The sequence below is a fragment of the Enterobacter cloacae complex sp. 370H10 genome, assembly GCF_050031535.1.
Lineage (GTDB): Bacteria > Pseudomonadota > Gammaproteobacteria > Enterobacterales > Enterobacteriaceae > Enterobacter > Enterobacter intestinihominis.
This window is the reverse complement of record NZ_JBLGWG010000001.1, coordinates 3,690,652-3,709,088: the sequence shown is the minus strand read 5'-3', so window position 1 is coordinate 3,709,088 and position 18,437 is coordinate 3,690,652. Positions and strand designations below refer to the sequence as shown.

Sequence of the window (18,437 nt, the reverse complement as noted above, 5' to 3'; positions counted from 1 at the left end):
GTTAAGCAGGTAACGATTTCAGCAGCGCGAAGGCCTCCTTCATTCTGTCTTCGCTGACCACAAAGGCGCGCATCTGACCGACAGTATCGGTGCCGCGCGCCACCATGCCCTGAGGCGAAAGGGCAATCTCCCAGTTCAGATCCTGACGCTGCGTTTCACCTGCGAGATGCAGCGGTAGTTCCGGCGTTTTTACCTTCACCAGCATGGCGGGTAATTTCACCGGGGCGTTGCCGCCGAGCAGGTTTTTCGCCAGGAACATGGCGCTTAACTGAATCGGTTGCAGGAACGGCAGCACCTGGCCGTTAATTTCCGCGCAGTCGCCCAGGGCATAAATGTCCGGCTGGGTGGTTTGCAGGTAGCTGTCTACCTTCACGCCGCGATTGATCTCTGCGCCTGCGCGGTGCGCCAGCGCGGTTTCCGGGCGCAGCCCCGTCGCCGCAATAACCACATCCACTTCCACCCTGCGGGTGCGGTCGAGCGTCGCACAAATGCCGGTTTCGGTTTTGCTCAGGCTCTGCAACTGCGATTTCAGCAGCAGATGCACGCCCATGTCGGTCAGACGATGCTGTAAGCGACTGCTTACTTCTGCCGGCATCAGCGCTGACAGAATGCTGGCTGCGTGGTCAACCAGGGTGACGGATTTTCCCGCCCGGCAGAAGTCCATCGCCAGCTCGGTGCCAATCAGCCCGCCGCCGACAATCATCACCCGCATGGCGTCGCGTAACAGGGTCTCGCTGGCCTGATACTCCTGCTGACTGTTGAGCGTGACCATTAACTCGCGGCCCTCAACCGGCGGCACAAACGCCGATGCCCCCGTCGCCAGCACCAGCTTGTCGTACTGCCAGGTTTTATCTTTCGCGTTCACCACGTGGGCGTCGGCGTCGATATCGGTGACCCAGGTGTACGGAAACAGACGCAGATTAAATTGTTCTGCAAACTCCCCCGCCGTCTGGCGGGTGAGATCGTCGGCGCGCTGATTTTGGCTAATGACGTGGCTTAAATCAGGCTTGTTGTACTCATCCATGCTGTCGGCGGCGATCACCGTCAACGGCACGTTAGCATCCTGTTTGCGGATATTTTTCACCAGCTGGCGGGCGGCAAAGCCCGAGCCGATAATGACGATGCCGTGGCTCATTTTGCCTCCGTTGCCAGAACATCAAAGACGTCTTTTCCGAGGGAACATTCCGGGCAGAGGAAGTTGTCCGGCACCTCGCTCCACGGTGTACCCGGCGCGACATCCTGCAACGGCTCGCCCAGCTCGGGATCGTAAATCCACTGGCAGACGCTGCACTGCATGCAGGGGCCGAGGTCGGCAGCGGCAGGAGCGGCTTCTGCTACGGCTTCCGGCGCAGCAGCCGCGGCGGGTGCGGTTTCCGGCAGCGGCGCAAGCGCCCACTGGCGGGCAATGTCGCGACCGTGCTGGCGACAGATTTCCAGCGCGTCGAGATCCGGACGCCATTTCGCCTTCAGGCTCAGGGACATCTCAAAACCGGCATCCTGTAAACGGGTGGAGAGACGGTCTACCGCGCCGCCGCTCCAGCCGTGTGAACCAAAGGCGCTGGCGCGTTTGTTACGGAAGCGCAGGCCGGTCATCTCTTCCACCAGTCCGGCAATTTTCGGCATCATCACGTTATTCATGGTGGAGGTACCCACCAGCACGCCTTTGGAGCGGAAGACGTTGGTCAATACCTCATTCTTATCGCTGCGCGCCACGTTGAAGATTTTCACTGCCACGTTCGGGTCCACTTCGTTGATGCCCTGGGCAATGGCGTCCGCCATCATGCGGGTGTTGTTGGACATGGTGTCGTAGAAGATGGTGATGCGGTCTTCCTGATAGTCCGCCGCCCACTTCAGGTACAGCTCGACGATCTGGGTTGGATTTTCACGCCATACCACGCCGTGGGAGGTGGCAATCATATCCACCGGCAGGTTGAAGCCGAGGATCTCGGTGATTTTTGGCGTGACCAGACGGCTGAACGGCGTCAGGATGTTGGCGTAGTAGCGCTGGCACTGTTCGAACAGCTCGGTCTGATCCACTTCGTCGTTGAACAGACGTTCGTCGCAGTAGTGCTGGCCGAAGGCGTCGTTGCTGAACAGCACCGCGTCACCGGTCATGTAGGTCATCATGCTGTCCGGCCAGTGCAGCATTGGGGTTTCCACGAAGATCAGCTGTTTGCCGTTGCCGATATCCAGCGTGTCGCCGGTTTTTACAGTGTGGAAGTTCCACTCTGGATGGTGGTGGTGGCCGTTGATGGAGTCAATGGCATTGGTGGTGCAGTAGATCGGGGTATCCGGAATGTGGGACATCAGCTCGGTCAGCGCCCCGGCGTGATCCTCTTCCGCGTGGTTGATGATGATGTAGTCGATGTCGTTCAGATCGATTTCGCTGCGCAGGTTCTGCACGAACTCGCGGCTGAATTTGTGATCGACGGTATCGATCAGGACGTTTTTACCTTCGCGAATGAGGTAGCTGTTGTAGCTGCTGCCGCGCAGCGTTTTGTATTCCGTCCCGTGAAAATCACGTACTTCCCAGTCACGTTGACCCACCCAATGAATGTTATTTTTAACCAGAATAGACATAGCAACCTCAACTTAATACGGCGTTTTCAAATAAGATGACTGTCATATATCAAGTTGCGTGCCAGTTTTTTAACTCATTGAAAATAATGTATTTATATTTTTATCCTCCCTAATGGGTAGTCATTTTGACTATCTTAAAAATTGTCAATATGACACTATGTATTGTCAAAATGACAGTGAGGCAGAGATGAGCTTTTCCGTAGATGTGCTGGCGAAGATCGCCATAGAACTGCAAACCGGTATTGGTCATCAGGACCGCTTTCAACGGCTGATCTCCACGTTGCGTCACGTGCTGGATTGCGATGCCTCGGCGCTGCTGCGTTACGAAGGGCGGCAGTTTATTCCGCTGGCTATCGACGGTCTGGCGAAGGACGTACTCGGGCGGCGCTTTACCCTGGAGGGCCACCCGCGTCTGGAAACCATCGCCCGTGCGGGTGACGTGGTGCGTTTCCCGGCAGACAGCGATCTGCCCGATCCGTACGACGGCCTGATCCCCGGCCAGGAGAGCCTGAAGGTTCACGCCTGTATCGGCCTGCCGCTGTTTGCCGGGCAGAACCTGATTGGCGCGTTAACCCTCGATGGCATGTCGCCGGATCAGTTCGATACCTTCAGCGACGAAGAGCTACGGCTGATTGCCGCGCTGGCGGCCGGGGCGCTGAACAACGCCCTGCTGATAGAACAGCTGGAGAGCCAGAATATTCTTCCGGGTAGCCCGACGGCGTTTGAGCAGGTGGCGCACACCGAAATGATTGGCCTTTCGCCGGGCATGGCGCAGCTTAAAAAAGAGATTGAGATTGTCGCCGCGTCTGATTTGAACGTGCTGATCTTCGGGGAGACCGGCACCGGTAAAGAGCTGGTGGCGAAAGCGATCCACGAAGCCTCGCCCCGTGCGGTGAACCCGCTGGTCTATCTCAACTGCGCGGCGCTGCCGGAAAGCGTGGCGGAAAGCGAGCTGTTCGGACACGTCAAAGGAGCCTTTACCGGGGCGATCAGCAACCGCAGCGGCAAGTTCGAAATGGCTGATAACGGCACGCTGTTCCTCGATGAAATTGGCGAACTCTCCCTTTCGCTCCAGGCCAAACTGCTGCGGGTGTTGCAGTATGGCGATATTCAACGCGTGGGTGACGATCGCAGCTTACGCGTGGATGTGCGCGTGCTGGCGGCGACGAACCGCGATCTGCGCGAAGAGGTGCTGGCGGGCAATTTCCGCGCCGATCTGTTCCACCGTCTGAGCGTGTTCCCGCTCACGGTGCCGCCGCTGCGCGAGCGGGGCGATGATGTGGTGCTGCTGGCGGGCTTTTTCTGCGAACAGTGTCGGCTCAAAATGGGGCTTTCCCGCGTGGTGCTAAGCCCCGGCGCGAGGACGCACCTGCTGAGCTACGGCTGGCCGGGTAACGTGCGTGAACTGGAACATGCGATTCACCGCGCGGTGGTGCTGGCGCGGGCTACGCGTTCGGGGGATGAAGTGGTTATTCATGCGCGCCATTTCGCGCTGCATGAGGAAACGACGCCGTCCGTGAAGCCGGTGATACCTGAGAGCGTGAACGAAAACCTGCGCGAGGCGACGGATGCGTTCCAGCGTCAGATGATCACCCGCGCCCTGGAGCAGAATAACCGCAGCTGGGCGGCATGCGCGCGGGCGCTGGAGATGGACGTCGCCAACCTTCACAGGCTGGCGAAACGTCTGGGGCTTAAGGGTTAAATAATCCCCGCCTGGTAGAAGTCTTGCAGGTTGATCGCGCCGCACAGCCTGCCGTGCTCGTCCACCACCGGCGCAGCGGTGATTTTGCGCTTCATCAGCACCTCTTTGGCTTCAATGGCGCGGCTGTCGGCATTCAGCGTCAGCCCGCCCTGGGTCATTGCTTCGGATACCCGCGCCTCCAGCTTGCCGCCGCCCACCAGCCAGCGGCGCAGGTCGCCGTCGGTGAAGACGCCCTTCACCTGGCGGTCGTTGTCGCATACCGCAACCAGCCCCAGCCCGGTGCGGCTCAGCTCCAGCATGGCGTCCATCACGCTGGTGTCGAGTTTGACCTGAGGAATGGCATCGTCCGTGCGCATCAGATGGTGAACCTTGTTGAGCAGACGTGCCCCAAGCGCGCCAGCAGGATGGGAACGGGCGAAATCCTCTTCGTTAAAGCCGCGCGCCTGCATCACCGCCATCGCCAGCGCGTCGCCCATCATCAGCGTGTTGACGGTGCTGGAGGTCGGTGCCAGGTGCATCGGGCAGGCTTCGCGCTCAACGGAAATATCCAGCGTTGCTTTCGCGGCCAGCGCCAGCGGCGAACGGGATTTGCCGGTCATCGCTAACAGGGCCACCGATTTTTCTTGCAGGCGAGGGATGATGAGATCCAGCTCTTTGGCTGAACCGGAGTAGGAGATAAACAGCATCACGTCGCGGCTTTCGATCATCCCCAGATCGCCGTGCAGCGCTTCGGCAGGATGCACGAAGAACGCCGGTGTGCCGGTGCTGGCAAGCGTCGCGGCAATCTTCTTGCCGATATGACCAGATTTACCGATACCCGCCACGATCACTTTGCCCTCGCAGTGGATAATGGTGTTGGCTGCACGAACAAAATCCTCACCCAGACGCTCCGGCAGGCGGCTGGCTTCCTGTAGCTCCAGCAGCAGAGTCTGGCGGCCTGCGTTTAACAGAAAATCACTCATTTTTCTCTCCGGTTACGATCACGTCGATGCCCTTCGCTTCCAGCGCTTTTTTAAATGCCGGATCGATACCTGCGTCGGTAATCAGCTTATCGACGCTTTCAAGGCTACAGACAATGTTGGGGCTTTTACGGCCAAACTTCGACGAGTCCGCCATCAAAATCACTTCCCGCGCGGCGTTGCACATCGCTTTGCTGACGCTGAACACCTCGTTGAAGGTGGTCACGCCCGCGTTGAGGTCGATGCCGTCCGTGCCCATAAACAGCTTATCGAAGCTGAAGTGGTCGAAGGCATTCTCCGCCAGCTGCCCGTGAAACGACGCGGATTTTTTACGGAAGGTGCCACCGGGCATCAGGATGGTCTGCTCGCTGTCGAACTCTGACAGGGCATTGACGATGTGCAGGCTGTTGGTCATCACGGTGATGTTATTAAAGCGGCTGAGCAGCGGGATCATCTGTAGGACGGTACTGCCAGCGTCGAGGATGATGGAATCGCCGTCCTGGATAAATTTGACCGCAGCTTCGGCAATCAGCGCTTTCTGGTGCGTATTAATCAGCGTCTTGTGATCGATAGGCGGGTCGGCTTCGTCTTTATTGAGCACCACGCCGCCGTAGGTACGAATGACGGCGCCGGAGTTTTCGAGCAACACCAGGTCCTTGCGTATTGTCGTGCCGGTGGTGTCAAAGTAGTGGGCCAGATCCTCTACCGAGCACTTTCCCTGCTTTTGCAGATGCTCAAGTATGGCCGCCTGCCGCTGACGTGGTTTCATAGGCGCTTCGTTCCTTACGTTGCGAAATGATAATTCCGCAAGTTTATAACTTTCACAACGAAATTATCCATGTTTCAGATTAAGCGCTAATGATAGTGCATTCTGACAGAGTGAATCATGGGGGAAGATCACATCAGGTTGTAATTCATGCAGCAACATGCCGTTGATCGCCTGGATTTTCACCGGGCGGGCAAAGACGGTCATGCCGCGCATGATGAGGGAATCGCAGACCTTATTGTTTTCATCCAGCGCAACAGCGACGACAACCCGCGGTTTGAAGCGTCCGCCGGAACGCCCGACGCCCACACGGCCTTTCTGGCACAGGGCGTCAAAGGCGCGGTTAAACTGATGGATTTGCCAGCCGCCAAACGCCATCTGGCAGAACCAGGCGAGGGCGGCGAAGGTGATTAATGCGGTTACCATATCGACTCCTTGTTTTGTTCCCTCTCCCGGTGGGAGAGGGTTAGGGTGAGGGCATCAGGCCGCTCGATCAGAACATCACCTGCCCACCGGTGACGTTAATCGACTGCCCGGTGCAGTACGAGGCTTTCGGGCTGGCGTAAAACAGCAGCATGTTCAGCACGTCCTGATAATCACACCCGCGCTTGAGCGGCACTTTGTCGATGTAGTACTGCTCCACTTCTTCAGTTTTGATGCCGAGCTTGGAGGCGTACTGCGGCAGCAGGGACTGGAACATCGGCGATTTCAACAGGTTACCCAGCATCAGCGAGTGAACGGTGATGCCGTATTCGGCCAGATCCAGCGCCAGAGACTGCGTCAGCCCCACGCCGCCAAACTTCGCCGCGCTGTAGCCGGAGTTGTGCTTGCTGCCCACTTTCCCGGATTTCGAGTTGATCTGAATGATGCGCCCCTGAATACCATCGCGGATCATCAGCCGGGAAAACTCACGGGCGCAGAGGAAATAGCCCACCAGATTCACCTGCAACGAGCGGTCAAAATCCCCCAGTTCGAAATCGCTGATAAAGGCCGCTTTCGCGATCCCCGCGCTGTAGACCAGCAGGTCGATACGCCCAAATATCTCATCTACGCCGCGGGCCAGCGCCATCACGCTCTGCTCGCTGGTGGCGTCGGCACCAAATCCGTACGCCATCCCTTCGCCAAACTCGGTGTTGATGGCGTCCGCCACGCGGGCGGCTTTTTCACTCTGAATGTCCACAACCGCCACGCGGTAACCCTCTGCGGCAAGCCCACGGCAGAGGAACTCGCCTAAGGTTTGTCCCCCACCAATGACAACGGCAACCTGACTCATGTGTTTCTCCTTAATTACGCAACAAATTTTAACGTACAGCCTGGTGTGACAGCCTGCGGAACCGGCCCCTCAACGTGAACCGTGCCGGGATACTCCGCCTGCGGCTGCCCGTCAAAACGCAGGGTGATGTGCCCCAGCTCGCGCAGGTTTTGTTCAGCGACGTCGCCGACGGCGGTCACGGCATAGCGCGCCTCGCCCAGCTCAAGCTGGCTCCCGGCCTTCAGCTCGCCGTTTAGCTCGCCGTGGCAGTGGATAAAGCAAAACTCTTCGATATCCGCAGGCGCCCCTTCGCGGAAGGTGATCAGCATCTGGTCGCTCAGCGCATCGGCTGCGCTCTGGCCGATGCGGGTAATGGTGGTCTGGTAAATCACGGTCATGGCAGGAACCTCTTATTGATAAATAAAGCCGGAGACAAACCAGGCAATCAGCACCGTGGGCGCGCCCGTCAGGAAGCGGCTCACCAGCACGGAGGGGACGCCCACGCGCACGGTGTCCTGACGTGCTTCCGCCAGCGACAGCCCGACGGGGATGAAGTCGCACGCCGCCTGAGCGTTAATGGCGAAAAGGGCTGGCAGAGCGAGGTGCGGGGGAATGTTGCCCAGACCAATCTGTACGCCAATCAGCACGCCGATGACCTGGGCAATCACCGCGCCCGGGCCGAGAAACGGCGACAGCAGCGGGAAGGAGCAGATCAGCGCCAGCGTCACCAGGCCGAGCGGGTGGCTGGCGAGCGGGGCGAGGCCGTGGGCAATCCAGTCGCCGAGGCCGGAGGCCATGATGATACCGATCAGCGCCGAGACGAACGCCATAAACGGCAGAATGGTTTTCAGCACCGTGTCGATGGTGTCGCGCCCGGACTGGAACAGCACCGCCACGGCGGACCCCATCCCCATCCCGACCTTCGCCAGCAGGCCATCGCTCTGCTCGGTGATTTTTTTGCTGGTGTCGTACTCGCGCGGGGCCGCTTTTTGCGGCGCGGATGTGCCATTCACCAGCGTGATGTTGTCCTCCTTCACCCCAGAGACATAAATATCCTCAAGGATGTACTGCGCCAGCGGGCCGGATTTCCCGGTGGAGTGAATATTTACCGTCGGAATGCGGCGCTTCGGATAGATGCCGCAGCGCAGCGTACCGCCGCAGTCGATCACCGCCACGCCGATTTCCGCTTCCGGCGGTTCCCCTTCCTTGAAGCCGTCGACCGCTTCCCAGCCCGTCAGCTCGTGCAGCCTGTCGACGATCGCCGGGCGCGTGCCCGCGGTGATGTACACAATCTTTTTGCCTTCGGTGGCGTCGAACTCCAGCGGGCCGCCCCAGCCGCCCGTGCCTTTCTCAATGCGGATCCGGTTCATGCTGTAGCTCCTGAAAGATGGACTTTCTGTTCAAGCTGGATGCCCATTTTTTTCTCAAAAATGGCGGTGGTGAGATCCGTCACCCAGCCGCGGAAGAAGTTGGTGACCAGACCGACCAGCAGGTAGCTCACCGCCAGCGGGCCGAGCGGCAGGCCAAGCGTGGTAAGGCCGCTGGCGATCCCGAGATAAACGAACAGCTCGCCGGGGTTGATGTGCGGGAACAGGCCGTTCATGGAATGGCAGCTGTAGGAGGCGGCGGCGTAATAGCTCGGCTTGTACTTCTCTGGCATAAAGCGGCCGAGGCTTAAGGTCATCGGGTTGCAGAACACAAAGGTGCCGATGAAGGGCAGGAGCAGGTAGCGGGACAGCGGGTTTCCGGCGCAGCGCTGGGCGAAGCGTTCAATACGCTGCTGGCCGATAAAGTTAATCAGCGCGTTCATGATCACCAGCAGGCTGATCAGCAGGGGCAGGATCCCGGTCACCATGCCGGTGAATACCTCGCCGCCTTTCTGAAAAAGCCCGATGAACCACTCGGCGCCGTGGGTGATGGTTTCTATCATTCTTCTCTCCTGTAGGGCGTTTGTTTTTGTCTGTTCGGGGCTAATAATAATCAAATTGAAAGCTTTTAAAGTGTTAATTAGATCTCACAATGAAAGAAAAATGGATTAATTTGAAAGATAATTGGTGGGGCGAATGATTTTCGATGGAAAAAAGCGCGGATTTGCGTTGGGGAGGTGTGTACCGCTTCCTTGAGGTGTTGCGGATGCTTTACCATACTGGGTTCTTACCGAACTCGTTAAATGGATGCCACATGTTCAAGCGTCGTTATGCAGCGCTGTTACCTGCGCTTATTCTCCTGTCCGCCTGTAGTAGCAAACCCAGGACTGAAGCTGTTCAACAAACGTCGGGCGCGCCTTCCGGCGGGTTCCTGCTTGAGCCGCAGCACAATATGATGCAGATGGGCGGCGACTTCGCGAATAACCCTGCGGCCGAACAGTTCATCGATAAAATGGTGAGCAAGCACGGTTTTGATCGCCAGCAGCTGCATGCCATTTTGTCTCAGGCGAAGCGTCTGGACTACGTGCTGCGCCTGATGGACAGGCAGGCGCCGACGGCCCAGGTGCCGACCGGGCCAAACGGGGCGTGGCTGCGCTATCGCAAACAGTTTATTACCCCGGACAACGTGCAAAATGGCGTGGTGTTCTGGAATCAGTATGAAGACGCCCTGAATCGTGCGTGGCAGGTCTATGGCGTGCCGCCGGAGATCATCGTCGGTATTATTGGGGTCGAGACTCGCTGGGGACGCATTATGGGTAAAACCCGCATCCTCGATGCGCTGGCGACGCTCTCCTTCAACTACCCGCGCCGCGCCGAGTATTTCTCCTCTGAACTGGAAACCTTCCTGCTGATGGCGCGAGACGAACAGGACGATCCGTTAGATCTGAAAGGGTCGTTCGCCGGTGCGATGGGCTACGGCCAGTTTATGCCGTCCTCCTATAAGCAGTACGCGGTAGATTTTAACGGGGATGGTCACATCAACCTGTGGGATCCCGAAGACGCCATTGGCAGCGTGGCCAACTACTTCAAAGCGCACGGCTGGACGCCGGGCGGCCAGGTGGCGGTACAGGCGAACGGCGAGGCGTTTGGTCTGGAAAACGGATTTAAAACCAAATACAGCGTTGCGCAGCTTGCAGCGGCAGGCTTAACGCCGTCGCAGCCGCTGGGCAATGTTGACCAGGTGAGCCTGCTGCGCCTGGATGTCGGAACCGGTTATCAGTACTGGTTCGGACTGCCGAACTTCTACACAATTACCCGCTACAACCACAGCACGCACTATGCGATGGCGGTGTGGCAGCTGGGGCTGGCGGTGTCTCAGGCGCGTGTGCCGGCAGCGTCACCGTTTAGCCAGTAAGTCCCCTTATGCCTCCCTCTCCCTGTGGGAGAGGGCTGGGGTGAGGGCACCCGCCCGCACCTGTTTCCCGCAGAAACATTTCGCCACATTCCCATTTCACTCCCGCCGTTTACATCTTAATCGTCTTTCATTATTGTTATGTTATAACATAATTTTGAATTGAGATGTCCATGTCCCTGTTTTCTCTCTCATCCCCGGTTCGGCTGCTGCTGGCGCTGGTGCTCATTCTGTTTCTCGGCCTGGCCGTGCGCTGGGCGGTGGCGTTGCCATGATCGTGATGAACGACCTGGTAGCGGGTTACGATCGCCAGCCCGTTACGCGCGCACTGTCCGGCGTGATTGAACGCGGGAGCATGACCGCCATCGTCGGGGCCAACGGCTGCGGCAAATCCACGCTGCTGAAAACGCTCGCTGGCTTTCTTCCGCCCGTCAGCGGTACGTTTCGCTGGCAGGGGAGACGTCCGGTGGTGGGCTGGCTGGCGCAGCGTCACGCGCTGGAGGCGCAATTTCCTCTGACCGTGCAGGACGTGGTGAGCATGGGCTGCTGGCCAGAAATCTCGCTATTTGCCGGTTTTCGTCGGGATACCCGCATGCGCATTGCCGGCGCGCTTGAGCGCGTGGGGCTGGCGTCCATGGCGTTATCCACCATCGATGAACTCTCCGGCGGGCAATTCCAGCGCATGCTGTTTGCCCGCGTTTTAGTGCAGCAGGCACCGCTGGTGATGCTGGACGAACCCTTCACCGGCGTTGATGAAGCGACCTGCAACGTGCTGATGGATCTGATGCTGGAGATGTATATGCAGGGGCAGACCCTGCTGGCGGTTCTGCATGACAGCGAGCGCGTAGCACGTCACTTCCCGCAGACGTTACGTCTGGACGCTGATATTCCCCAATGGAAAACCGAGCGGGTGAGGGTGGCATGATCTGGCATACATTCTTCCAGCCGTTTATTGAGTACGGCTTTATGCGCCGTGCACTGGTGGTTTGCCTGGCGCTCTCCGTCAGCACCACTGCGCTGGGCGTATTTCTTCAGCTGCGTCGGATGAGCCTGATGGGGGACGCCCTTTCTCACGCCATTTTGCCGGGTGTCGCGGTGGGCTATCTGCTCAGCGGGATGTCGCTGCTGGCAATGACTGTCGGCGGGTTTATTGCCGGGATCGCCGTTGCGCTGGTGGCCGGGCTGGTCAGCCGCCGCACGCCCCTTAAAGAGGATGCCAGCTTCGCGGGGTTTTACCTGGGTTCCCTGGCGCTGGGCGTCACGCTGGTGTCGCTGCGCGGTTCAAATGTCGATCTGCTTCATCTTCTGTTTGGCTCCATTCTCGCCGTGGATAGCGCGTCAGCCCTGTTCGTGACGGGCGTTTGCATGTTCACGCTCCTCACGCTGGCGATGTTTTATCGTGGGCTGGTCAGCGAAGCGTTCGATACCGCGTGGTTGCAGGTGAACGCGCGCTGGCTGCCCGGGATGTTACACGGTCTGTTTCTGGCGCTGCTGGTGCTCAACCTGGTGGCCGGTTTTCAGGTGCTCGGCACGTTGATGGCCGTCGGGCTGATGATGTTACCCGCCGTGGCGGCACGCTGCTGGGTGCGCACCCTGCCAGGGTTACTTCTGATGGCGGGTATCAGCGGTATTTTTTGCGCGTGGCTGGGCTTAAGCCTTTCCTGGGCAGTGAGTCTGCCCGCCGGGCCCTCCATTGTGCTGACCGCCAGCGCATTGTTCTTTATTTCCGTTTTATTTGGCACGCGCAGCAGGCTGGCGGATAGCCTGCGGGCGCTTTTTTAACGCAAGGGGAAACGATGAAACGTACAGGGTTAGCCGTGGCGCTCGCGCTCGGCATGATGACGCACGGCGTAATGGCGAAAACGCTTAATGTGGTGACCAGCTTTTCCATCCTGGGAGACATCACGCAGCAGGTTGGCGGCGATCGTGTGAAGGTGACGACGCTGGTGGGGCCGGACGGTGATCCCCATACTTTCGAACCCTCGCCCAAAGACAGCGCGGCGTTGAGTAAAGCTGACGTGGTGGTGGTCAATGGGCTGGGGCTGGAGGGCTGGCTCGATCGTCTGGTGAAAGCCTCCGGATTCAAAGGCCAGCTGGTGGTTGCTTCGGACGGCGTGAAAACGCACACGCTGGAAGAGGACGGTAAAACCGTGACCGATCCGCACGCGTGGAACAGCGCGGCGAACGGCGCGCTGTATGCGCAAAATATTCTCTCTGGGCTGGTGAAGGCCGATCCTGAAGATACGGCGGCGCTTGAAGCTACCGGTAAACCCTATATTGCGCAGCTCTCTCAGCTGGACGGTTGGGCTAAAAAGCGTTTCAGCGACATCCCACAGGCGAAGCGCAAAGTGCTGACCAGTCACGACGCCTTCGGCTATTTCAGCCGCGCCTACGGCGTGACGTTTATGGCGCCGCAGGGGCTGTCGTCTGAGAGTGAAGCCAGCGCGGCGCAGGTAGCGGAGATCATCAATCAGATTAAAGCTGACGGTGTGAAAACCTGGTTTATGGAAAACCAGCTTGATCCGCGCCTGGTGAAGCAGATTGCGACCGCCACGGGCGCCCAGCCGGGCGGTGAACTTTACCCGGAAGCGCTGTCCGCGAAGGGCGGCGTGGTGGACACCTACGTCAAGGCGTTTCGCCACAATGTGGATACCCTCGCTAACAGCATGAAATAAGCGTCTCTCTGGCCGGTGCGCCCGCATCGGCTTTTTTCTGAAGCCCCCTCGTAAAACCCGACGCGCATCCCCATATTTGATGAGAAAGTGCTATCTTGTGCTGCATGTTTTTCTAAGGCCTGGAGCGAGAATGACTGACCATGAATTGATGCAGCTAAGCGAAGTGGTGGGGCTGGCGCTGAAACAGCGCGGCGCGACTCTCACGACCGCAGAATCCTGCACCGGCGGCTGGGTGGCGAAAGCAATTACCGATATTGCTGGCAGTTCCGCCTGGTTTGAACGCGGCTTTGTGACCTACAGTAACGAGGCTAAAGCGCAGATGATTGGCGTGCGTGAAGCCACGCTTGAGCAGCATGGCGCGGTCAGCGAGCCGGTGGTGATCGAAATGGCGATTGGCGCGCTGAAAGAGGCGCGCGCAGATTACGCTATCTCCATCAGCGGTATCGCGGGGCCGGACGGCGGCAGCGACGTGAAGCCTGTCGGCACCGTCTGGTTTGGCTTTGCCACCTCAAAAGGTGAAGGGATCACCCGCCGGGAATGCTTCAGCGGCGATCGCGAAAGCGTGCGTCGTCAGGCAACGGAATACGCGTTAAAAACGCTCTGGCAACAATTTCTACAAAATACTTGATACTGTATGACTATACAGTATAATTGCCTCAACAGAACAGAAGTCCATGGTGAAGCGCAGTTGCTTCTCCCGGCATGACAGGAGTAATAATGGCTATCGACGAAAACAAACAGAAAGCGTTGGCGGCAGCACTGGGCCAGATCGAAAAGCAATTCGGTAAAGGCTCCATCATGCGCCTGGGTGAGGACCGTTCCATGGATGTGGAAACTATCTCCACTGGTTCGCTTTCTCTTGATATCGCACTGGGCGCTGGCGGTTTGCCGATGGGCCGTATCGTAGAAATCTACGGTCCGGAATCCTCGGGTAAAACCACCCTGACGTTGCAGGTTGTTGCGGCGGCACAGCGCGAAGGTAAAACCTGTGCGTTTATCGATGCCGAGCACGCGCTGGACCCGGTCTATGCCCGTAAACTGGGCGTTGATATCGACAACCTGCTGTGCTCACAGCCGGACACCGGCGAGCAGGCCCTGGAAATTTGTGACGCGCTGGCGCGCTCAGGTGCGGTTGACGTGATCATCGTCGACTCCGTTGCGGCGCTGACGCCAAAAGCGGAAATTGAAGGTGAAATCGGTGACTCTCACATGGGCCTCGCGGCACGTATGATGAGCCAGGCGATGCGTAAGCTGGCGGGTAACCTGAAGCAGTCCAATACGCTGCTGATCTTCATCAACCAGATCCGTATGAAAATTGGTGTAATGTTCGGTAACCCGGAAACCACCACCGGCGGTAACGCTCTGAAATTCTACGCTTCTGTCCGTCTGGATATCCGCCGTATCGGCGCGGTGAAAGAGGGGGATAACGTCGTCGGTAGCGAAACCCGCGTGAAGGTTGTGAAGAACAAAATCGCAGCACCGTTCAAACAGGCTGAATTCCAGATCCTCTACGGCGAAGGTATCAACTTCCTCGGCGAGCTGGTTGACCTTGGCGTGAAAGAGAAGCTGATTGAAAAAGCGGGCGCATGGTACAGCTACAACGGTGACAAGATTGGTCAGGGTAAAGCGAATGCTATCTCCTGGCTGAAAGAGAACCCGGCGGCGGCGAAAGAGATTGAGAAGAAGGTGCGTGAACTCCTGCTGAGCAACCAGGACTCTAAACCTGATTTCGTGGTCGACGGCGCGGATGCTGAAGAAACCAACGAAGATTTTTAATCCTCTCGGATAAAAATGAAGGGCTGCTGATGCGGCCCTTTTTGCATTTCTGAATCGACAGGTTTTTTATGAGTGAACCGACATCACGCCGACCAGCCTACTCACGCTTGCTGGATCGGGCCGTGCGTATTCTTGCCGTGCGTGACCATAGTGAACAGGAGCTGCGGCGGAAACTGTCAGCGCCCGTCATGAGCAAAAACGGTCCGGAAGACATTGATGCCACCGCGGAAGATTATGACCGCGTGGTTGCCTGGTGCTACGAGCATCACTATCTGGATGACGGCCGTTTTGCCGCTCGCTTTCTTGCCAGCCGTGGTCGTAAAGGCTATGGGCCAGCGCGTATCCGCCAGGAGCTGAACCAGAAAGGTGTAGCCCGTGAATCGATTGAAAAAGCCATGCGCGAAAGTGAAATCGACTGGTGCGAACTGGCGCGTGAGCAGGCGGTACGAAAGTACGGTGAGCCGCTGCCGCGTGAATTTTCAGAAAAAGTTAAAATCCAGCGCTTTTTGCTCTACCGCGGCTTCCTGATGGAAGATATTCAGGATATCTGGCGTAATTTTACCGATTGAACGCATGCGGGATTTTACTTCCCACTAAAGAAAACTTATCTTATTCCCACTTTTTCCAGTAGCTGGTCCGTCCAACTGTTTACAGATACAGATCTGCTGCGACATTTCGTTAGCTTGATTTCAGGATAATTATGAGCAAGAGCACCGCTGAGATCCGTCAGGCGTTTCTCGATTTTTTCCATAGTAAGGGACACCAGGTTGTTGCCAGCAGCTCCCTGGTACCGAACAATGACCCGACTCTGCTGTTTACCAACGCCGGGATGAACCAGTTCAAGGATGTGTTCCTTGGTCTCGACAAGCGTAATTATTCCCGCGCCACAACCTCACAGCGTTGCGTGCGTGCGGGCGGTAAACACAACGATCTGGAAAACGTCGGTTACACCGCGCGCCACCACACTTTCTTCGAAATGCTGGGTAACTTCAGCTTCGGCGACTACTTCAAACACGACGCCATTCAATATGCGTGGGAACTGCTGACCGGTGAAAACTGGTTTAATCTGCCGAAAGAGCGTCTGTGGGTGACCGTGTATGAGACCGATGACGAAGCGTTCGACATCTGGGAAAAAGAAGTGGGTATCCCTCGCGAACGTATCATCCGTATCGGTGACAACAAAGGCGCGCCTTACGCGTCTGATAACTTCTGGCAGATGGGTGACACCGGCCCTTGCGGTCCGTGCACCGAGATCTTCTACGATCATGGTGACCACATCTGGGGCGGCCCTCCGGGAAGCGCGGAAGAAGATGGCGATCGCTACATTGAGATCTGGAACATCGTCTTCATGCAGTTCAACCGTCAGGCCGACGGCACCATGGAGCCGCTGCCAAAACCGTCCGTAGATACCGGTATGGGTCTTGAGCGTATCGCGGCCGTTCTGCAACACGTTAACTCCAACTATGAGATTGACCTGTTCAGCACCCTGATCAAAGCCGTTGCCGAAGTGACGGGCGCAACCGATCTGAACAACAAATCACTGCGCGTTATCGCAGACCATATTCGTTCCTGTGCGTTCCTGATTGCTGACGGCGTTATCCCGTCGAATGAAAACCGTGGCTATGTGCTGCGTCGTATCATTCGTCGTGCGATCCGTCATGGCAACATGCTGGGCGCGAAGGACACCTTCTTCTATAAACTCGTTGGTCCACTGATTGGCGTGATGGGCTCTGCCGGTGACGAGCTGAAACGCCAGCAGGCGCAGGTTGAACAGGTTCTGAAAACCGAAGAAGAGCAGTTTGCCCGTACGCTGGAGCGCGGACTGGCGCTGCTGGACGACGAGCTGGCGCAACTCAAGGGCGACACGCTGGATGGCGAAACCGCTTTCCGCCTGTACGACACCTACGGCTTCCCGGTTGACCTGACGGCGGACGTTTGCCGCGAGCGCAACATCAAAGTTGACGAAGCAGGCTTTGAAGCCGCAATGGAAGAGCAGCGTCGTCGTGCGCGTGAATCCAGCGGTTTTGGCGCGGACTACAACGCGATGATCCGCGTTGATAGCGCGTCTGAATTTAAAGGCTACGAAGAGCTGGCTCTGACCAGCAACGTGACCGCGCTGTTTGTTGACGGTAAAGCCGTAGACAGCATTAGCGCAGGTCAGGAAGCGGTTGTTATCCTGGATAAAACACCGTTCTATGCGGAATCCGGCGGCCAGGTTGGCGATAAAGGCGAACTGAAAGGCAATGGCTTCAGCTTCAGCGTAAGCGATACCCAGAAATACGGTCAGGCAATTGGTCACCAGGGCAAACTGGTTTCCGGTTCTCTGAAAGTGGGCGAGGGCGTTCAGGCCAACGTTGACGAAGCTCGCCGCGCGCGCATCCGTCTGAACCACTCGGCAACCCACCTGATGCACGCAGCCCTGCGCGAAGTGCTGGGTACGCACGTTGCACAGAAAGGTTCTCTGGTTAACGACAAAGTGCTGCGTTTCGACTTCTCGCATTTTGAAGCGATGAAGCCGTCTGAAATTCGTGCGGTGGAAGACCTGGTGAATGCCCAGATCCGCCGCAACCTGCCAATCGAAACCCACATCATGGATCTTGAGGCAGCGAAGAAGAAAGGTGCGATGGCGCTGTTTGGCGAGAAATATGACGACCGCGTTCGCGTGCTGAGCATGGGCGACTTCTCTACCGAACTGTGTGGCGGTACTCACGCATCCCGCACCGGTGACATCGGCTTGTTCCGCATCGTTTCCGAGTCGGGTACGGCGGCAGGCGTGCGTCGTATTGAGGCGGTGACCGGGGAAGGTGCAATTGCCAGCCTGCATGCGCAGAGCGACCAGCTGCACGAGATCGCGCAGCTGCTGAAAGGCGATAGCCAGAACCTGGGCGAGAAAGTGCGTGTCGCGCTGGATCGTACCCGTCAGCTGGAAAAAGAACTCCAGCAGCTGAAAGAACAGGCTGCGGCGCAGGAGAGCGCAAACCTCTCCAGCAAAGCGGTAGACATTAAGGGCGTCAAACTGCTGGTCAGCGACCTGGCGGGCGTTGAGCCTAAGATGCTGCGTACCATGGTCGACGATCTGAAGAACCAGCTTGGTTCGACGGTTATCGTGCTGGCAACGGTCGCAGAGGGTAAGGTTTCTCTGATTGCGGGCGTCTCTAAGGATGTGACGGATCGTGTCAAAGCAGGGGAACTGATTGGCATGGTCGCCCAGCAGGTGGGTGGCAAAGGTGGCGGTCGTCCGGACATGGCGCAAGCCGGTGGTACGGATGCGGCGGCACTTCCCGCGGCATTAGCCAGCGTTGAAAGCTGGGTAAGCGCGAAACTGTAATAACTACAAAGCACAAGCAGACGCCATAGCGGTAACGTTATGGCGTCTTGCTCACTGCGCTATCGATAACGATAAAGTCAGGTTGAGTTTGTGTATATCGGCTAAACTTACGTTTAACAG

At 57.7% G+C, this 18,437-nt stretch carries 18 protein-coding genes; 9 read left to right on the top strand and 9 right to left on the bottom strand.

Going from position 1 to position 18,437, the window contains the following annotated elements; translation table 11 throughout:
* Nucleotide 1 precedes the first annotated feature (1 nt).
* Together norW and norV are read right to left on the bottom strand one after the other, a co-directional pair.
* On the bottom strand, nucleotides 2–1,135 hold the full coding sequence (norW, locus tag ACQG2Q_RS18255; RefSeq protein ID WP_063849438.1) for an NADH:flavorubredoxin reductase NorW: 1,134 nt from the start codon (nucleotides 1,133–1,135) through the stop codon (nucleotides 2–4).
* A complete protein-coding gene (gene norV, locus ACQG2Q_RS18250) occupies nucleotides 1,132–2,580 on the bottom strand; it encodes an anaerobic nitric oxide reductase flavorubredoxin (protein WP_048966175.1) in 1,449 nt (482 codons plus the stop codon). Before norV ends, norW begins: the two co-directional genes overlap by 4 nt.
* Before the next feature lie 187 nt (nucleotides 2,581–2,767).
* Here norV and norR point away from each other — a divergent pair, with 187 nt between their 5' ends.
* On the top strand, nucleotides 2,768–4,282 hold the full coding sequence (norR, locus tag ACQG2Q_RS18245; protein ID WP_023298459.1) for a nitric oxide reductase transcriptional regulator NorR: 1,515 nt from the start codon (nucleotides 2,768–2,770) through the stop codon (nucleotides 4,280–4,282).
* Here the strand turns inward: norR and gutQ are convergent.
* The 7 genes from gutQ to srlA form a co-directional block, all read right to left on the bottom strand.
* A complete protein-coding gene (gene gutQ, locus ACQG2Q_RS18240) occupies nucleotides 4,279–5,244 on the bottom strand; it encodes an arabinose-5-phosphate isomerase GutQ (RefSeq protein ID WP_015571677.1) in 966 nt (321 codons plus the stop codon). The genes norR and gutQ overlap by 4 nt on opposite strands.
* A complete protein-coding gene (gene srlR / locus ACQG2Q_RS18235) occupies nucleotides 5,237–6,010 on the bottom strand; it encodes a glucitol operon DNA-binding transcriptional repressor SrlR (RefSeq protein WP_015571676.1) in 774 nt (257 codons plus the stop codon). The genes gutQ and srlR overlap by 8 nt, the downstream gene beginning before the upstream one ends.
* Nucleotides 6,011–6,073: 63 nt before the next feature.
* Nucleotides 6,074–6,433, bottom strand: a complete 360-nt coding sequence (gene gutM / locus ACQG2Q_RS18230) for a transcriptional regulator GutM (RefSeq protein ID WP_063849437.1) — start codon at nucleotides 6,431–6,433, stop codon at nucleotides 6,074–6,076.
* Nucleotides 6,434–6,500: 67 nt separating this feature from the next.
* A complete protein-coding gene (gene srlD, locus ACQG2Q_RS18225; RefSeq protein WP_063849436.1) occupies nucleotides 6,501–7,280 on the bottom strand; it encodes a sorbitol-6-phosphate dehydrogenase in 780 nt (259 codons plus the stop codon).
* A gap of 14 nt (nucleotides 7,281–7,294) precedes the next feature.
* Complete coding sequence (gene srlB, locus ACQG2Q_RS18220; RefSeq protein WP_022649147.1) at nucleotides 7,295–7,657, bottom strand: PTS glucitol/sorbitol transporter subunit IIA; 363 nt, start codon at nucleotides 7,655–7,657, stop codon at nucleotides 7,295–7,297.
* Between the two features lie 12 nt (nucleotides 7,658–7,669).
* Nucleotides 7,670–8,629 carry a PTS glucitol/sorbitol transporter subunit IIB gene (srlE, locus tag ACQG2Q_RS18215; RefSeq protein WP_022649146.1) on the bottom strand — a complete coding sequence of 320 codons (960 nt, stop codon included), beginning with the start codon at nucleotides 8,627–8,629 and terminating at the stop codon, nucleotides 7,670–7,672.
* Complete coding sequence (srlA, locus tag ACQG2Q_RS18210) at nucleotides 8,626–9,189, bottom strand: PTS glucitol/sorbitol transporter subunit IIC (RefSeq protein WP_426759252.1); 564 nt, start codon at nucleotides 9,187–9,189, stop codon at nucleotides 8,626–8,628. Before srlA ends, srlE begins: the two co-directional genes overlap by 4 nt.
* A gap of 251 nt (nucleotides 9,190–9,440) precedes the next feature.
* Between srlA and mltB the strand changes: the two genes are divergently transcribed.
* The 8 genes from mltB (at nucleotide 9,441) to alaS (ending at nucleotide 18,317) form a co-directional block, all read left to right on the top strand.
* The gene (gene mltB / locus ACQG2Q_RS18205) at nucleotides 9,441–10,541 is read left to right on the top strand and encodes a lytic murein transglycosylase B (protein ID WP_169809090.1); all 1,101 of its coding nucleotides are present in this window, start codon (nucleotides 9,441–9,443) and stop codon (nucleotides 10,539–10,541) included.
* 268 nt (nucleotides 10,542–10,809) lie between these two features.
* Entirely contained in the window at nucleotides 10,810–11,463 is a 654-nt protein-coding gene (locus ACQG2Q_RS18200; RefSeq protein WP_063146452.1) for a metal ABC transporter ATP-binding protein, read from the top strand.
* A complete protein-coding gene (locus ACQG2Q_RS18195) occupies nucleotides 11,460–12,320 on the top strand; it encodes a metal ABC transporter permease (RefSeq protein ID WP_022649142.1) in 861 nt (286 codons plus the stop codon). Before ACQG2Q_RS18200 ends, ACQG2Q_RS18195 begins: the two co-directional genes overlap by 4 nt.
* Before the next feature lie 14 nt (nucleotides 12,321–12,334).
* On the top strand, nucleotides 12,335–13,213 hold the full coding sequence (locus ACQG2Q_RS18190; RefSeq protein WP_058676735.1) for a metal ABC transporter substrate-binding protein: 879 nt from the start codon (nucleotides 12,335–12,337) through the stop codon (nucleotides 13,211–13,213).
* Nucleotides 13,214–13,343: 130 nt separating this feature from the next.
* Nucleotides 13,344–13,841, top strand: coding sequence for a nicotinamide-nucleotide amidase (pncC, locus tag ACQG2Q_RS18185; protein ID WP_003862172.1), 498 nt, complete (start codon nucleotides 13,344–13,346; stop codon nucleotides 13,839–13,841).
* 89 nt (nucleotides 13,842–13,930) lie between these two features.
* On the top strand, nucleotides 13,931–14,989 hold the full coding sequence (gene recA, locus ACQG2Q_RS18180) for a recombinase RecA (protein ID WP_022649140.1): 1,059 nt from the start codon (nucleotides 13,931–13,933) through the stop codon (nucleotides 14,987–14,989).
* 68 nt (nucleotides 14,990–15,057) lie between these two features.
* Nucleotides 15,058–15,558, top strand: a complete 501-nt coding sequence (recX, locus tag ACQG2Q_RS18175; RefSeq protein ID WP_017382782.1) for a recombination regulator RecX — start codon at nucleotides 15,058–15,060, stop codon at nucleotides 15,556–15,558.
* Nucleotides 15,559–15,689: 131 nt separating this feature from the next.
* A complete protein-coding gene (alaS, locus tag ACQG2Q_RS18170; protein WP_063849435.1) occupies nucleotides 15,690–18,317 on the top strand; it encodes an alanine--tRNA ligase in 2,628 nt (875 codons plus the stop codon).
* The last annotated feature ends 120 nt before the right edge of the window (nucleotides 18,318–18,437 follow it).

Excerpts from the sequence above, each read along its gene's own strand:
- norW (WP_063849438.1), bottom strand. The coding sequence starts at position 1,135 with ATGAGCCACGGCATCGTCATTATCGGCTCGGGCTTTGCCGCCCGCCAG.
- norV (WP_048966175.1), bottom strand. The coding sequence starts at position 2,580 with ATGTCTATTCTGGTTAAAAATAACATTCATTGGGTGGGTCAACGTGAC.
- norR (WP_023298459.1), top strand. The coding sequence starts at position 2,768 with ATGAGCTTTTCCGTAGATGTGCTGGCGAAGATCGCCATAGAACTGCAA.
- gutQ (WP_015571677.1), bottom strand. The coding sequence starts at position 5,244 with ATGAGTGATTTTCTGTTAAACGCAGGCCGCCAGACTCTGCTGCTGGAG.
- srlR (WP_015571676.1), bottom strand. The coding sequence starts at position 6,010 with ATGAAACCACGTCAGCGGCAGGCGGCCATACTTGAGCATCTGCAAAAG.
- gutM (WP_063849437.1), bottom strand. The coding sequence starts at position 6,433 with ATGGTAACCGCATTAATCACCTTCGCCGCCCTCGCCTGGTTCTGCCAG.
- srlD (WP_063849436.1), bottom strand. The coding sequence starts at position 7,280 with ATGAGTCAGGTTGCCGTTGTCATTGGTGGGGGACAAACCTTAGGCGAG.
- srlB (WP_022649147.1), bottom strand. The coding sequence starts at position 7,657 with ATGACCGTGATTTACCAGACCACCATTACCCGCATCGGCCAGAGCGCA.
- srlE (WP_022649146.1), bottom strand. The coding sequence starts at position 8,629 with ATGAACCGGATCCGCATTGAGAAAGGCACGGGCGGCTGGGGCGGCCCG.
- srlA (WP_426759252.1), bottom strand. The coding sequence starts at position 9,189 with ATGATAGAAACCATCACCCACGGCGCCGAGTGGTTCATCGGGCTTTTT.
- mltB (WP_169809090.1), top strand. The coding sequence starts at position 9,441 with ATGTTCAAGCGTCGTTATGCAGCGCTGTTACCTGCGCTTATTCTCCTG.
- ACQG2Q_RS18200 (WP_063146452.1), top strand. The coding sequence starts at position 10,810 with ATGATCGTGATGAACGACCTGGTAGCGGGTTACGATCGCCAGCCCGTT.
- ACQG2Q_RS18195 (WP_022649142.1), top strand. The coding sequence starts at position 11,460 with ATGATCTGGCATACATTCTTCCAGCCGTTTATTGAGTACGGCTTTATG.
- ACQG2Q_RS18190 (WP_058676735.1), top strand. The coding sequence starts at position 12,335 with ATGAAACGTACAGGGTTAGCCGTGGCGCTCGCGCTCGGCATGATGACG.
- pncC (WP_003862172.1), top strand. The coding sequence starts at position 13,344 with ATGACTGACCATGAATTGATGCAGCTAAGCGAAGTGGTGGGGCTGGCG.
- recA (WP_022649140.1), top strand. The coding sequence starts at position 13,931 with ATGGCTATCGACGAAAACAAACAGAAAGCGTTGGCGGCAGCACTGGGC.
- recX (WP_017382782.1), top strand. The coding sequence starts at position 15,058 with ATGAGTGAACCGACATCACGCCGACCAGCCTACTCACGCTTGCTGGAT.
- alaS (WP_063849435.1), top strand. The coding sequence starts at position 15,690 with ATGAGCAAGAGCACCGCTGAGATCCGTCAGGCGTTTCTCGATTTTTTC.